This is a genomic window from Exiguobacterium antarcticum DSM 14480 (assembly GCF_000685865.1).
GTDB lineage: Bacteria > Bacillota > Bacilli > Exiguobacteriales > Exiguobacteriaceae > Exiguobacterium_A > Exiguobacterium_A antarcticum.
In genome coordinates this window covers 196,542-210,930 of sequence record NZ_JMKS01000003.1, presented here as the reverse complement: position 1 = coordinate 210,930, position 14,389 = coordinate 196,542, and the positions used below count along the sequence as shown (strand labels likewise).

Below are 14,389 nucleotides of genomic sequence, written 5' to 3'. Positions count from 1 at the left end.
CAAGATGTACTTAAAACGAATTGAAATCAACGGCTTCAAGTCATTTGCAAGTCGGACGGAGCTCGACTTCCTTCCAGGAGTCACGGCCGTCGTCGGACCAAATGGTAGCGGAAAGTCGAATATATCGGATGCAGTGCGCTGGGTGCTCGGTGAGCAATCAGCTAAATCATTACGCGGAGCGAAGATGGAAGATGTCATCTTTGCTGGAAGTGTATCGGAACATCGAAAACAATTTGCCGAAGTGACGCTCGTTCTCGACAACGAGTCAGGGACGGTCGCATTGCCTTATCAGGAAATCAATGTGACACGCCGTGTCAGTCGAAATGGGGATAGTGATTATTTCTTAAATAAAAAACCGTGTCGTCTCAAAGATGTCCTCGACTTATTTATGGATACCGGTCTGTCGCGTGATGCATTTGCGATCATCGGACAAGGGCGGGTCGAACAAGTGATTTCCGGAAAACCGGAAGAACGTCGTTCGGTCATCGAAGAGGCAGCGGGTGTGCTGAAGTATCGTCATCGAAAAAAACAAGCGGAACGGAAACTGACGGATACAGAAACCAATCTGTCGCGTGTCGACGATATCTTGTTTGAATTAGGGGGTCGAATCGAACCATTACGGGAACAAGCAGCCTTAGCAAAAGAGTTTTTGATCGCACGTGAACGTTTTGATGTTCTCGAACGTGGGATCCTCGCAACCGAGATCGAACAGTATACGACACAAATCACGGACGTGACACGAGAAATCGAATCGTGCCAGCAACAATTGACGACAGAGCAGGAACGCTATCAGGCGACCGTCGCGACACGGGAAACGCAGGAAACGAATCTTGAAGCCGTTCGTCGACTCGAGACGGAGATGCAAGAACGATTACGCCATGTGTCAACGCAACTCGTCGAAATTCAAGGGGCATTGAATCTTGCGAAAGAACGAGAAAAACACGGGACTGAGATGAAACGACGTCTCGAACAAGAAGTAGCACAGTCTGACCAACGTGTCGAACGGATTGAACAGGAAGTGCAAGTCGCGATTCGTCAGCAGCAGGAAACGGATCAATCGTATCTCGCGGCTGTCAAAAGACGGGAAGCAGCAGATGCGGCTGTATCGTATTCCGATCGTGATTTCGAAAAAGAAGCGGAATCGTTACGTTCAGAAGCGTTTGAAGTGGCAAGTCAGTTGGCTGCGACCACAAATGCGTATCAACGAGCGAAACAAGACCTTCTGCAAGCGGAAGAACAACAAACAAGTTTTTCGGCAAATGTAGGGACGAAACAAACAGCCCGCTCGACCTATGAAGCCGAAACATTACGGTTGGCAGACCAAGTCGAGCAATTGCGACACCGTCTAGATAGATTGCGTCAAGAAGAACAGGCCCTGCAGACGACACACCGTCAGCAACAAGAGACGATTGGGCAAATGGAACAATCGATCATCGACTTATATCGACGCCGAGATAAAACAGAAGATCGAATTGAATTTCTAGAGTCGGTCAAAGCCGATTACAGCGGCTATTTCGGGGCCGTTAAAATGGTATTGAAACAACGGGATCGAATACCGGGTATTCACGGGGCCGTCGCAGAGCTGATTACCGTACCAGCACGATACGAAGCGGCGATTGAGACGGCATTAGGTGGTGCGATGCAAAACGTCGTAGTCGATACAGATGCGACGGGACGAAAATTGATTCAAGAATTACGTCGTCTCAATGCCGGGCGGGCAACGTTCATGCCGCTTGGTTCGATTCAACGTCGTGAACTGAGTCCATCCGTTCAGACGAACTTATCCTCGATGTCAGGGTATTTAGGTGTCGCAAGTGACCTTGTGACGACACGGGAAGAATTCGTTCACTTGAAACAGAACTTGTTAGGGACGACGGTAGTCGTCGAAACACTAGAACAAGCGAATGGGATTGCGCGTGCGACGGGTCACCGTTACCGAATCGTGACATTAGACGGCGACGTCGTAAACGTCGGTGGATCGATGACTGGTGGGAGTCGGAAAAAAGGGACTCCGCTGTTTAGCCAATCGCGTGAATTAGAAGAACTGCAAACTGGATTAAAACAGGGACAAGCCGTCATTAAAGAACAAGAACGTCGCCGGGACGATCTGACATCCACGCTGAAAGAGTCGGTCCAGACGCTTGCTGATACCGGGCGTGAGATCCAAGCAGTCCAAACGGAATTAGAAATCGTCCGCGAGGCCTTCACAGATGCTAAACGGAGTTTGGCGGTCACAGATTCAGAATTATCGGTTCACGATGGTCAGCTCCATCGTCTCGTCGAGCAAGCGACGGAAGCGAAAAAGATCATCAAGGTATCTGAATCAGACATCGAACGTTTGACGAAACGTCAAGCAGAGCTCCGGCAAACGATCGATCAACTAAAAGAAGCCCAATCGCGTGGCGCGGTGGCGGTGGAAGAATTAAAACAACAACAGGCAGAAGCCTTATTAGAGGAACGTACGGTCAGCATGACAAAAGAACAAGCGAGCCGTGAGGTCGAACGGATGCAAGAGACGTTAAGTCATGCCAAATTAGAGCGTAGTCATAAACGACGTGATTTGAAACATGTCTCAGAAGGATTCGACGAAGCAAAAATCGAAGCCTTACATGCGGAACAGGTCCAGATGCAACACGAACAGGTGACGGTCGAGGAAAAACTGACGACCGTGACGAAACAAATTCAACAGGCGACGGAAGCGTTACGATTACTTCGGATGCAAGAAGCCAAACTCAAGGAAGATCAACAGGTGACGACACAACGTCTCGATCAGGCCCGGCTGGCTCAAGGGCGACTCAGTACGCGTCTTGAGACCCGTCACGAGCTGCTCGAGGAGATGGGCTTAGTCGTCGACTTGATGGAACCGTTGACGATTCCGTTTGAAGAAGCAAAGGAAGAACTACATTTGCTCAAACGGCAACTCGAAGAAATCGGGATCGTCAATCTAGGGGCGATTGAAGAGTTTGCAGAAGTTGACCAACGCTTTACATTCTTGTCGACGCAACGTGACGATCTTGTCAGTGCAAAAACGGATCTCTATGCCGTCATCGACGAGATGGACCGGGAAGTGATTCGTCTGTTCAAACAGACCTACACGAGCGTACGGGAACATTTTCGCGAAACGTTCCGGGAACTGTTTGGTGGTGGAGAAGCAGATTTGATCTTAGTCGACCCAACAGATTTACTGACGAGTGGGATTGACATCGTAGCGAAACCACCCGGGAAAAAGTTGCAGAACTTGTCTCTGTTATCAGGAGGCGAACGGGCATTAACGGCGATTGCCTTATTATTTGCCATCTTAAAAACAAGACCGGTCCCATTCTGTGTCCTTGATGAGGTCGAAGCGGCACTCGACGAAGCAAACGTCGCCCGGTTCGGAGAATTTGTGCATCAGTTAGCCCGAGACACACAATTCATCATCATCACGCACCGAAAAGGAACGATGGAATCAGCCGACGTCCTGTATGGCGTCACGATGCAACAAAACGGCATTTCAGAAGTGTTATCCGTTAAACTGGAGGAAGCACGACGGACGTTAAGTGAAGAAGTAGAATCAAAGGGGATAAAATAATGAGTTTCTTTAAAAAATTAAAAGACCGTCTGACGACGTCGACCCAAGAAGTGACATCGAAGTTCACCGAAGGTCTGACGAAAACACGGGACGGATTAGCAAGTGCGGTCAATGATTTAGTGTACCGCTTCCGGGAAGTGGATGAAGAATTTTTTGAAGAGTTGGAAGAAGTATTGATTCAGGCGGATGTTGGTGTCACGACGACGATGGATCTGGTGGAGAAATTAAAAATCGAAGTCAAACGAAGAAACGTCAAAGATTCAAAAGAAGTCCGCGATGTGCTCGTTGAAGTCGTCGCTAACATGTTGATCGAAGAGGAAGAGACGGAACTTGATCTCAGTCATGAGCTGAATGTCATTTTATTTGTTGGTGTCAACGGTGTCGGAAAAACGACAACGATCGGCAAACTGGCGAACCGTCTTAAACAGGAAGGGAAAACAGTCATGCTCGCAGCAGGGGATACGTTCCGTGCGGGAGCGATTGATCAACTTCAGGTCTGGGGCGAACGTTCCGGTGTTCCGGTCATCCGCCAAGGTGAGGGCTCGGATCCGGCGGCTGTCATCTATGATGCTGTCCAAGCAGCCAAGGCACGAAAAATCGATGTCTTGATTTGTGATACGGCCGGACGCCTCCAAAACAAAGTCAACTTGATGAATGAACTGGAGAAAGTCAAACGGGTCATCGAACGTGAAATCCCGGGCGCGCCACACGAAGTGTTGTTGGCATTAGACGCGACGACAGGACAAAATGCGATGGTTCAGGCGAAGGCATTTAAACAAGCAACTGATGTCAGTGGCATCGTGTTGACGAAATTGGATGGGACCGCTAAAGGCGGAATCGTACTAGCTATCAAAAATGAATTGAATCTCCCCGTGAAATTTGTAGGTCTTGGTGAAAAGATTGATGACTTGCAACCGTTCGATGCGGAACAATTTGTCTATGGATTATTCGGGGATGTCTTTGAGGAAAAAGAAACAGTCGACGAAGTCCGAGAAGAGGACTGACCTCGATTTCCTTGTAAAGAAAAAAACTTGACAACACACTGTGAGGGCTGTACTATACTATCTGTAAAGGAATTTCACTTAACAACCGTGGAGGTGCTCGGATGACACTTGATAAAACGAACCGGATGAATTATCTGATTGACTTTTATCAGGAGCTGTTGACGCCAAAACAACGAAATTATATGTCACTTTATTATTTAGATGACTTTTCGTTAGGTGAAATCGCCGATGAGTTTGAAGTCAGCCGACAAGCAGTCTACGACAACATAAAACGTACGGAAGCGATGCTCGAACAATACGAAGAGCGGCTCGCTTTGTTCAAAAAATATGAACAAAGAAAGTTACTCCTCGACCAGTTGAAGCAACTTGACCTTCCGAGCGAAGCTCTCGTGACCATTACGGCACTTGAGCAATTAGAGTAGGGGGCATTTTCATGGCATTCGAAGGATTATCGGAACGGCTTCAAGCCAGTCTTGCTAAAATGCGAGGCAAAGGTAAGATTTCTGAAGCGGACGTAAAGGAAATGATGCGTGAGGTTCGCCTTGCGTTATTAGAAGCTGACGTCAACTTCAAAGTCGTCAAACAATTCGTAAATGATGTGAAGGAACGTGCCGTCGGACAAGATGTCATGACGTCCCTCACACCCGGCCAGCAAGTTGTCAAAATCGTCCATGACGAATTGACAAAACTGATGGGATCAGAAGTTTCACCCTTAACGTTATCGAACCGTCCTCCCACTGTCATCATGATGACAGGGTTACAAGGGGCAGGTAAGACGACGACGACCGGGAAACTGGCGAATCATTTACGGAAGAAACAAAATCGCAGTCCACTGCTTGTTGCAGCGGATATTTACCGGCCGGCTGCGATCAAACAGCTTGAGACGTTAGGGAAACAACTCGAACTACCTGTTTTCTCAATGGGAGATCAGGTGAGTCCGCAAGAGATTGTGACTGGCGCACTCGACTATGCAAAAGAGCATCACCACGATATCGTGTTGATCGATACGGCGGGACGCTTACATATCGATGAGGACCTCATGCAGGAACTTGTTGATGTGAAAGAAATCGCCAAACCAAATGAAATATTCCTTGTTGTGGATTCGATGACGGGTCAGGATGCAGTCAATGTGGCAGAAAGCTTTAATGAAAAGCTGGGCGTAACAGGCGTCATCTTGACGAAACTCGACGGAGATACTCGAGGCGGAGCAGCGCTCTCCATCAAGGCAGTCACCGGAGCACCGATTAAATTCGTCGGTCTTGGAGAGAAGCTAGACGCTATCGAGCCATTTTACCCCGAGCGGATGGCGTCACGAATTCTCGGTATGGGAGATATGCTGACGCTGATTGAAAAAGCAGAGTTTCAAATGGACGCTACCCGCGCCAAGGAACTCGAAGGCAAGATGCGCGATGCATCGTTTACGTTTGACGATTTTATCGAGCAGTTGCAGCAAGTGAAACAGATGGGTCCTTTGGATGAGTTGTTAGGAATGATTCCGGGTGCCGGTAAAGGAAAGATGAAGGGTTTGAAAAATGCCCAAATCGATGAAAAGCAACTTGTGTACGTCGAAGCGATTATTCAATCGATGACGAAACGAGAGCGAACTGAACCGGAAATCCTCAATGCAAGTCGTCGGAAGCGGATTGCGCGCGGCAGTGGTCGTAGCATTCAAGAAGTGAACCGATTGATCAAGCAATTTGAAGACATGCGGAAGATGATGAAACAATTCTCCGGCCAAATGGGCAAAGGAAAAAAGAAAGGCGGCTTTGGCCTCCCATTCTTCTAAAAGTCTTTTCTCTTTTGCTGTAACGTTGTATACTAATGAAGTTGTCAATTTGACTAAACGAAAAAATTATTTATTACTTGGAGGGACTTACGAATGGCAGTTAAAATTCGTCTTAAGCGCATGGGCGCAAACAAATCACCTTTCTACCGTGTGGTAGTAGCAGACTCACGTGCACCACGTGATGGTCGTTTCATCGAGCAAATCGGATACTACAACCCGGTTGCTAAACCAGAAGCAGAAGTAAAACTTAACGAAGAGCTTGCTCTTAAATGGCTCGCTGAAGGTGCGAAACCTTCAGACACAGTTCGTAACCTCTTCTCAAAAGCTGGTATCATGGAGAAATTCCACAACGCGAAACTCGCGAAGTAAGACGATTGGAGGTGAGCGAAAGCTTACCTCCTTTTTCTATGGCGAAATAATGAGAACGGGATATTTTGAAGAAGGAAGTGATACGGATGGAATGGTTAGAAGTCGCGAAGATTGCCAATACCCACGGATTAAAAGGGGAACTGAAACTTCTGGCGAGTACGGATTTTCCGGAACAACGATTTAAAGTCGGAAATGAAGTATTTTTAGAAGTGAATGGAGCTTACGTCCCATTTACAATCACGAGTTACCGGAAACATAAACAATTCATTATGGTAACGTTTAAAGACATGCACCATATCAATGACGTCGAGAAGTACAAAGGCTTAAAATTGTATGTACAACCGGAAGCCTTGCAGGAACTCGGAGAACATGAATATTATTATCATGAAATCATTGGGTGCACGGTCTTTGACGGGGAAGATGAAATTGGGATCATCTCGGAGATTTTAGAGACGGGTGCGAATGATGTCTGGACGATCAAACGTCCCGGGAAAAAAGACGTCTTGATTCCGTATATTGAACAAGTCGTCGCTTCGATCGACGTAAAGGCCAAACGGATTCAGATCACACCATTACCGGGATTGATCGAGGGATGAAAATCACCGTCTTGACCTTGTTTCCGGAAATGTTTACGGCATTGAATCATTCGATCGTTGCCCGTGCCCAAGCAGAGAAACAAATCGAGCTCGAGACAATCAATTTCCGAGACTTCTCGGCGAATCGTCATGGTCGTGTCGATGATGCCCCATACGGTGGGGGAGCTGGCATGTTACTGACACCACAACCAATTTTTGATGCGGTCGCTTCCCTTCCTGAAGCGAAGCGACGGATCATCGCCTTGACCCCCACCGGTCGACGATTTGATCAACGGTTGGCGGAAGAATGGTCCGAAGAAACGGAACTCGTCTTTTTATGTGGTCATTATGAAGGATTTGATCAACGAATCCATGATGAATTGGTCACAGATGAGGTATCCCTAGGTGATTTCGTCTTGACCGGGGGGGAACTCGCGGCGATGACGATGATTGACGCGACCGTTCGTCTATTACCGGACGTACTTGGTAAGTCAGCGAGTCACGAGGAGGATTCCTTTTCAACGGGACTGCTTGAATATCCGCATTATACCCGTCCGGCAAACTTTAGAGGACTTATGGTGCCAGACGTCTTATTGTCCGGTAACCATGCCCGGATTGAAACGTGGCGTCGGCAACAATCGTTGAAACGGACCTTTGAACGGAGACCGGATTTATTGGAACATGTCGTACTTTCTGCGAGCGATCGTCAGTATTTGCAGTCAATTTCAGGATTGTCAAACGACTGAAACTATGATAAGTTAGAACATGTGGCAAAAGCCACCTATTAACGATGTTCCGCTGTTGGATGCCTCAGGCAAATGAAGATACGAACATTGGTGAAAAAAGGAGAAATCATTCATGAACACACAACAATTGTTCCGTGAAATTACACAAGAACAAATCAAGTCAGACGTCCCTGCATTCCGTCCTGGTGATACAGTCCGCGTCCACGTTAAAGTCGTCGAGGGAACGCGTGAGCGGATCCAGCTTTTCGAAGGCGTAGTCATCAAACGTCACGGTGGCGGCATCAGCGAAACGTTTACAGTTCGTAAGATTTCTTACGGAGTTGGCGTAGAGCGTGCATTCCCGCTTCACTCACCACGTGTAGCGCAAATCGAAGTCGTTCGTTACGGTAAAGTCCGTCGTGCGAAACTTTACTACCTCCGTAACCTTCGTGGTAAAGCGGCTCGTATTAAAGAGATTCGTCGTTAATCATGTGAAAAAGTGGCTTGTCTCCGGACAAGCTTCTTTTTTTTATCGTTTATGCGTATACTGGATTTAGGCAAGAGATTGAGTTGAAGGAGTGGAACGCGTGAAGGAGTTATTTAGCTGGGTCAAGGCGCTCGTCGTGGCGCTTGTAATTGCGTTCATCATCCGAACGTTTTTATTCGTACCGGTGATCGTTGATGGTGAATCGATGATGCCGACGTTACACAATTCGGATCGAATGATCGTCAATAAGGTTCCCTATTACTTTAATGAACCGGAACGTGGAGATATCGTCGTGTTCCATGCGACGGAAACACGGGATTATATCAAACGTGTGATCGCAGTTCCTGGTGATACGATGTATTACAAAGATGATACGTTATATGTCAACGATAAAAAAGTCGAAGAACCTTATCTGAATGAATTCAAGGCACAAATGAATGGTGTTCCGTTAACAGAGGACTTTACGCTGGAAGAAAAAACAGCAGAGGTGACCGTCCCAAAAGGGAAAGTGTTTGTGATGGGAGATAATCGTCAAAACTCGAAAGACAGCCGCGACATCGGGTTTGTGGAGGAAGAACAGATTGTTGGAACAACGAACTTTGTCTTTTATCCGTTTAACGATGTCCGGTCTGTTGATTGAATCAGCGAAGTGAAAACCAAATCGGCGGAGTTCACTTCGGTGGACTTCGTTTTTTGTTCGTTTTCAGACAGACTTCTTTTCTTTCGTCAAGTTGCGTATACTAGAGAATGGATCGTTTCTCTCGAACAGGACGTATATCAGTGATATACGATATAGAAGAAGTTCATTATTAGCAGTCCAAGCAATATGAAAACTTGAGGTGGAAGATATGACAATACAATGGTTCCCAGGACACATGGCGAAAGCACGGCGTGAAGTCATGGAAAAGTTAAAATTAATCGATGTCGTCATCGAATTGGTGGATGCCCGATTACCGATGTCGAGTCGTAACCCGATGGTCGAACAGATTACGGCAGGAAAACCGCGTCTGATCGTCTTAAATAAATCGGATATGGCAGATGCTCGTTTGACGGAACAGTGGATGAAGGCATTACGAAAAGACGGTGTTGATGTCGTTGCTGTGGATGCAAAACACAACAAAGGGCTTGGTCAGATTCATGAAGGAGCACTACGTCTGATGAAAGACAAACATGATCGGATGCGTGACAAAGGTCGAAATCCAAGTGCGATTCGGGCCTTGATCATTGGGATTCCGAACGTCGGAAAATCAACCTTGATCAACCGACTAGCAGGACGGAATATTGCGATTACAGGTGACCGTCCCGGTGTGACGAAACGACAACAATGGATCAAGATGAAAACGGGTGAGATGGAATTGCTCGATACGCCAGGGATCCTCTGGCCGAAGTTCGACGATCAGATGGTTGGATACCGTCTGGCGGCGACAGGTGCCATCAAGGATGATATCTTGAACATCGATGATATCGCCTTGTTTGCGATGCGTGAGCTCAAAACACGTTATCCGGAGCAATTAAAAGCACGCTATCGTTTAGATGAAGTGACAGGAGAAGCCGTCGATGTGTTGGAAGCCGTCGGGAAGAAACGTGGTTTCGTGACGAGTGGATATGTCGACTTTGAACGGACGAGCGAAATGTTGCTCCATGAGCTACGGACGGAGAAAATTGGTCGGGTCACGCTTGAAACCGTCGAAGAGTGGGCGACAGTAACCGAATAAGACATGCTTGGACTTCTCAAGATGAGAATTCCAAGCTTTTTTCAAAAGGAGGGTCGTATGAATATCAATGAAATCAAAACACAATTAGCAGGGATATCTCGAATGGAATTCGAAAAACTAAAAGTGAAGTTTGCTGAAGATGCACGAAAAGGCGTCGTCAGTGCTCTGAACCAGGCGGAACGACGCCTGGTAACCGAAGAACAACAACGGATCCAGTTCCAGGAACGTTCCATCTTCGAAGCACGTTATCAAGCAGAAGGATATAAACGGATCGCCGGTGTGGATGAAGTCGGTCGGGGACCGTTAGCGGGTCCCGTCGTCGCGGCGGCCGTCATACTGCCAGATGGCTTTTACCATCCCGGTTTGACCGATTCGAAACAGCTCTCGAAAAAACAACGAATGGTTGCGTACCAACATATTCAAGACGTCGCAGAAATTGCCATCGGAATCATCGAACCGGAAGAGATTGACCGGATCAATATCTATCAAGCATCGAAACAAGCGATGCAACAAGCCGTCGCTGTGCTGAAGCCGGACGCTTTGTTAGTGGACGCGATGGCACTTGACGTGGATCTTCCGCAAGAATCTTTGATCAAGGGAGATGCCCGCAGCATTTCGATAGCGGCAGCTAGCGTCATCGCAAAAGAAACACGAGATGCGATGATGGCGGAGTATGCACAACTCTATCCGGAGTACGGTTTTGAACAACATGCCGGTTATGGAACGGCACAACACCTTCAGGCGCTCGACACGATCGGAGTGACACCGATTCATCGAAAAACATTTAAACCGGTCCTAGACCGACTCTAGACGCTAGGAGATGAATTTTCATGCAGATTGAGCATCGTGCCCTATTACCGTTTAAAATCATCGATCCAACCAATCAGCCGTTACGTGAAGGAGCAAATGTCATCGGGAAGGTATTGAAGTTACTTCCGGACGGGTTGATGGAGTTACAGGTCGGTCAGCGTGTCTTGACGGCGGGAACGACGGCTGAGTTAAAAGAAGGAGCGACCTATCGGTTCACAGTCACGAGTACAGAGGGACAACCCGTCTTAAAAATCGTCTCCCAAGAGGCGGCGCCGAGTAAAGCTGTGACGTTGCCGGTCTTTGACCGCCTATCTCATTTTCCGAGCGAGTCCATCCCGCAAACGACACGAGAATTGTTGCAACAACTCGGTCAAAAAGTCATGGATGGTTCAGGTCCTGTACTCAAGCAGACCATCATCGAGTTGGTTCAACTTGCTCGAGCGGCGGATGGCACGACGGAAGGCCAACTTGATCGCAAAACAAGTGACCATGTATTGAGTCAACAAGTCATCCAGGCAACAAACGAAACGGGACGTGGTATTTTTTTGTTTCAATTACCGCAGTTTGGTCCATTCGAAGAAGTGGATGTCACGATGGAAGCACCGTTTGATCAAAAAGAATTTAACCCGGATCATGCGCGCATTGCGTTTTACTTAAAATTGCCGAAGATCGGCGAAATCGCATTGGATTTATTGATCACAGATCGGAAAATCGCGATTTCCGTTTTTCATCCGGATGAACGAATTGCGATGTTCATGTCGATCTACCAACCGGTCATTGAACAACGGTTGCACGATCAAGGGTATACATTGATCCGGTTTGAACAAGTGGAATCGGAAAAAGAACGGGTTTCTTTTCAACCAACCGATCGAAATGGGAGGGTGGATTATCAGATATGAAAAAAGCCATCGCCTTGTCTTACGAAGAACAGATGCAAGCTCCGAAGGTCGTCGCTAAAGGATCCGAACGGGTCGCGGAACGAATACTCGAAGAGGCTTTACAACATGGTATACCGATCCGTGAAGATGCGACGCTCGTCACATTACTTGATGCGGTGCAAGTATCCGAACAAATTCCAAACGAGTTGTATGGTGTCATCGCCGAGTTATTCGCCTTTTTATATCAGCTTGATCAAACAGGAATTTCGAAGAAATAAATGCTTTCGGTCGATAACGATAGACAGCGCTTCCAATTTTAACTACAATGAAAGAGCCGAAACTAAAGGGGTTAAGGGGGATTTTTTCATGAATGTACATGAATATCAGGCAAAAGAGTTACTTCGTTCATACGGTGTACCCGTTCCGAACGGAATTGCAGCGTTTACGGTCGAAGAGGCAGTCGATGCAGCAGAACAATTGTCAGGTCCGATCAAAGTCGTAAAAGCACAGATTCACGCAGGGGGTCGCGGTAAAGCCGGTGGTGTTAAATTGGCTAAATCGCAAGAAGAAGTGAAGGAATTCGCGACAGAGTTACTCGGCAAAACACTCGTCACGCATCAAACAGGTCCAGAAGGTAAAGTCATCCAACGTCTTCTTGTTGAAGAAGGTTGTGCGATTGATAAAGAGTATTATCTCGGGATCGTCCTCGACCGTGTAACAGGTCGTGTCGTCATCATGGGTTCAAGTGAAGGCGGAATGGATATTGAAGAAGTAGCAGAAGCAACGCCAGAAAAAATCATCAAAGAAGTCGTTGATCCGGCAGTAGGTCTCCAAGCATTCCAAGCGCGTAAACTCGCCTTTGCGATGGGTGTTCCCGTTAAGCTGGTCAATAAATTTGTTGGTATGGTGACGAAATTGTACACGTTCTTCGTCGATAAGGATTGTTCAATCGCTGAAATCAATCCACTCGTCACAACCAAAGATGGTGATGTCTTGGCGCTTGATGCAAAACTCAACTTTGATTCAAACGCACTTTACCGTCATCCAGATGTCGTCGCACTTCGTGATGAATCAGAAGAAGATCCACGTGAAGTCGAAGCCTCTAAAAATGACTTAAACTATATCGCACTTGATGGGAACATCGGATGTCTCGTCAACGGTGCCGGTCTTGCAATGGCGACGATGGATATCATTAAACACTTTAGTGGTGATCCAGCAAACTTCCTTGATGTCGGCGGCGGAGCGACTAAAGAAAAAGTAACAGAAGCATTCAAATTGATTCTATCTGACGAAAATGTCAAAGGAATCTTCGTCAACATCTTCGGTGGGATCATGAAGTGTGACGTCATTGCAGAAGGTATCGTTGCAGCAACAAAAGAGGTTGGCTTAGAACTACCGCTCGTCGTTCGTCTAGAAGGGACAAACGTCGACGCAGGGAAACAAATTCTCAAAGATTCAGGTCTAGCGATTACAGCAGCTACATCAATGGCAGACGGCGCAGAAAAAATTGCTGCGCTCGTGAAGTAAGGGGGAGCTAAGGATGAGTATTTGGGTAAATGAATCGACAAAAGTCATCATTCAAGGAATCACAGGAAATCAAGGGATGTTCCACGGTGAACAAATGATTGAATACGGAACAAATCTCGTAGGTGGTGTGACACCTGGTAAGGGTGGAACGGAAGTATTAGGTGTACCGGTATTCGATACAGTCGCACAAGCTGTCGAAAAAACAGATGCCAATGCATCGATCATCTATGTACCACCTGCATTCGCAGCCGATGCAATCATGGAGGCAGCCGATGCCAACATCGCATTGATCATCTGTATCACGGAAGGTATTCCAGTCCTTGATATGGTCAAAGTGAAACGTTACCTAGATGGCAAACCGGTTCGTCTGATCGGACCAAACTGTCCTGGTGTCATCACGCCAGGCGTTGCGAAGCTCGGTATCATGCCAGGATACATTCATACGCCAGGTCATGTCGGAATCGTGTCACGTTCTGGAACGTTGACGTATGAAGCTGTTCACCAATTGACGACGGCAGGAATTGGTCAATCGACAGCAGTCGGAATCGGTGGCGATCCTGTCAACGGAACGGACTTCATCGATACGCTCAAAGCGTTTAATGAAGATCCAGAAACAAAAGCAGTCATCATGCTCGGTGAAATCGGTGGAACGGCGGAAGAAGAAGCGGCTGAGTGGGTCAAAGCCAACATGACGAAACCTGTCATCGGGTTCATCGGTGGACAAACGGCACCTGAAGGAAAACGGATGGGTCATGCCGGTGCTATCATCTCAGGTGGCAAAGGAACTGCTGCTGAAAAGATTAAAACACTTCGTGCAAATGGAATTGAAGTTGCAGAAACACCAGCCATCATTGGTGAGACCTTGATTCGTGTCATCAAAGAAGTTGGTATCTATGATGCGTGTGTCACAGGTTCGACTGTAAACTAAACAAGATGTCAGCT

Annotated in this window: 15 protein-coding genes; all 15 read left to right on the top strand. The window is 47.2% G+C overall.

Going from position 1 to position 14,389, the window contains the following annotated elements; translation table 11 throughout:
- The first annotated feature begins 4 nt into the window (after positions 1-4).
- Positions 5-3,571, top strand: coding sequence for a chromosome segregation protein SMC (gene smc / locus P404_RS0102155; protein WP_026829879.1), 3,567 nt, complete (start codon positions 5-7; stop codon positions 3,569-3,571).
- A complete protein-coding gene (gene ftsY / locus P404_RS0102150; RefSeq protein ID WP_026829878.1) occupies positions 3,571-4,575 on the top strand; it encodes a signal recognition particle-docking protein FtsY in 1,005 nt (334 codons plus the stop codon). Before smc ends, ftsY begins: the two co-directional genes overlap by 1 nt.
- A gap of 101 nt (positions 4,576-4,676) precedes the next feature.
- Positions 4,677-4,997, top strand: a complete 321-nt coding sequence (locus P404_RS0102145; protein ID WP_014970707.1) for a putative DNA-binding protein — start codon at positions 4,677-4,679, stop codon at positions 4,995-4,997.
- Between the two features lie 11 nt (positions 4,998-5,008).
- Positions 5,009-6,361 carry a signal recognition particle protein gene (gene ffh / locus P404_RS0102140; protein ID WP_014970706.1) on the top strand — a complete coding sequence of 451 codons (1,353 nt, stop codon included), beginning with the start codon at positions 5,009-5,011 and terminating at the stop codon, positions 6,359-6,361.
- A gap of 93 nt (positions 6,362-6,454) precedes the next feature.
- A complete protein-coding gene (rpsP, locus tag P404_RS0102135; RefSeq protein WP_012370770.1) occupies positions 6,455-6,730 on the top strand; it encodes a 30S ribosomal protein S16 in 276 nt (91 codons plus the stop codon).
- An 86-nt stretch (positions 6,731-6,816) separates the two neighbouring features.
- Positions 6,817-7,326 carry a ribosome maturation factor RimM gene (gene rimM / locus P404_RS0102130; RefSeq protein WP_026829877.1) on the top strand — a complete coding sequence of 170 codons (510 nt, stop codon included), beginning with the start codon at positions 6,817-6,819 and terminating at the stop codon, positions 7,324-7,326.
- Positions 7,323-8,051 (top strand): tRNA (guanosine(37)-N1)-methyltransferase TrmD, encoded by a 729-nt coding sequence (gene trmD / locus P404_RS0102125; RefSeq protein WP_014970704.1) that lies wholly within the window; start codon positions 7,323-7,325, stop codon positions 8,049-8,051. Before rimM ends, trmD begins: the two co-directional genes overlap by 4 nt.
- Before the next feature lie 112 nt (positions 8,052-8,163).
- A complete protein-coding gene (gene rplS, locus P404_RS0102120) occupies positions 8,164-8,517 on the top strand; it encodes a 50S ribosomal protein L19 (RefSeq protein ID WP_012370767.1) in 354 nt (117 codons plus the stop codon).
- Positions 8,518-8,617: 100 nt separating this feature from the next.
- Positions 8,618-9,157 (top strand): signal peptidase I, encoded by a 540-nt coding sequence (lepB, locus tag P404_RS0102115; RefSeq protein ID WP_014970703.1) that lies wholly within the window; start codon positions 8,618-8,620, stop codon positions 9,155-9,157.
- A gap of 208 nt (positions 9,158-9,365) precedes the next feature.
- Positions 9,366-10,232, top strand: a complete 867-nt coding sequence (gene ylqF, locus P404_RS0102110; RefSeq protein WP_014970702.1) for a ribosome biogenesis GTPase YlqF — start codon at positions 9,366-9,368, stop codon at positions 10,230-10,232.
- Between the two features lie 57 nt (positions 10,233-10,289).
- Positions 10,290-11,042 carry a ribonuclease HII gene (locus tag P404_RS0102105; RefSeq protein ID WP_026829875.1) on the top strand — a complete coding sequence of 251 codons (753 nt, stop codon included), beginning with the start codon at positions 10,290-10,292 and terminating at the stop codon, positions 11,040-11,042.
- A gap of 20 nt (positions 11,043-11,062) precedes the next feature.
- Positions 11,063-11,941 carry a hypothetical protein gene (locus tag P404_RS0102100; protein ID WP_026829874.1) on the top strand — a complete coding sequence of 293 codons (879 nt, stop codon included), beginning with the start codon at positions 11,063-11,065 and terminating at the stop codon, positions 11,939-11,941.
- Positions 11,938-12,198 carry an EscU/YscU/HrcU family type III secretion system export apparatus switch protein gene (locus P404_RS0102095; RefSeq protein WP_014970699.1) on the top strand — a complete coding sequence of 87 codons (261 nt, stop codon included), beginning with the start codon at positions 11,938-11,940 and terminating at the stop codon, positions 12,196-12,198. The genes P404_RS0102100 and P404_RS0102095 overlap by 4 nt, the downstream gene beginning before the upstream one ends.
- A gap of 88 nt (positions 12,199-12,286) precedes the next feature.
- On the top strand, positions 12,287-13,447 hold the full coding sequence (sucC, locus tag P404_RS0102090; RefSeq protein WP_014970698.1) for an ADP-forming succinate--CoA ligase subunit beta: 1,161 nt from the start codon (positions 12,287-12,289) through the stop codon (positions 13,445-13,447).
- A gap of 13 nt (positions 13,448-13,460) precedes the next feature.
- Positions 13,461-14,375, top strand: a complete 915-nt coding sequence (gene sucD, locus P404_RS0102085) for a succinate--CoA ligase subunit alpha (protein ID WP_026829873.1) — start codon at positions 13,461-13,463, stop codon at positions 14,373-14,375.
- Positions 14,376-14,389: the final 14 nt, after the last annotated feature.

Excerpts from the sequence above, each read along its gene's own strand:
- sucC (WP_014970698.1), top strand. The coding sequence starts at position 12,287 with ATGAATGTACATGAATATCAGGCAAAAGAGTTACTTCGTTCATACGGT.
- sucD (WP_026829873.1), top strand. The coding sequence starts at position 13,461 with ATGAGTATTTGGGTAAATGAATCGACAAAAGTCATCATTCAAGGAATC.
- P404_RS0102100 (WP_026829874.1), top strand. The coding sequence starts at position 11,063 with ATGCAGATTGAGCATCGTGCCCTATTACCGTTTAAAATCATCGATCCA.
- smc (WP_026829879.1), top strand. The coding sequence starts at position 5 with ATGTACTTAAAACGAATTGAAATCAACGGCTTCAAGTCATTTGCAAGT.
- rimM (WP_026829877.1), top strand. The coding sequence starts at position 6,817 with ATGGAATGGTTAGAAGTCGCGAAGATTGCCAATACCCACGGATTAAAA.
- ylqF (WP_014970702.1), top strand. The coding sequence starts at position 9,366 with ATGACAATACAATGGTTCCCAGGACACATGGCGAAAGCACGGCGTGAA.
- rpsP (WP_012370770.1), top strand. The coding sequence starts at position 6,455 with ATGGCAGTTAAAATTCGTCTTAAGCGCATGGGCGCAAACAAATCACCT.
- P404_RS0102145 (WP_014970707.1), top strand. The coding sequence starts at position 4,677 with ATGACACTTGATAAAACGAACCGGATGAATTATCTGATTGACTTTTAT.
- rplS (WP_012370767.1), top strand. The coding sequence starts at position 8,164 with ATGAACACACAACAATTGTTCCGTGAAATTACACAAGAACAAATCAAG.
- P404_RS0102095 (WP_014970699.1), top strand. The coding sequence starts at position 11,938 with ATGAAAAAAGCCATCGCCTTGTCTTACGAAGAACAGATGCAAGCTCCG.
- ffh (WP_014970706.1), top strand. The coding sequence starts at position 5,009 with ATGGCATTCGAAGGATTATCGGAACGGCTTCAAGCCAGTCTTGCTAAA.
- P404_RS0102105 (WP_026829875.1), top strand. The coding sequence starts at position 10,290 with ATGAATATCAATGAAATCAAAACACAATTAGCAGGGATATCTCGAATG.
- ftsY (WP_026829878.1), top strand. The coding sequence starts at position 3,571 with ATGAGTTTCTTTAAAAAATTAAAAGACCGTCTGACGACGTCGACCCAA.
- trmD (WP_014970704.1), top strand. The coding sequence starts at position 7,323 with ATGAAAATCACCGTCTTGACCTTGTTTCCGGAAATGTTTACGGCATTG.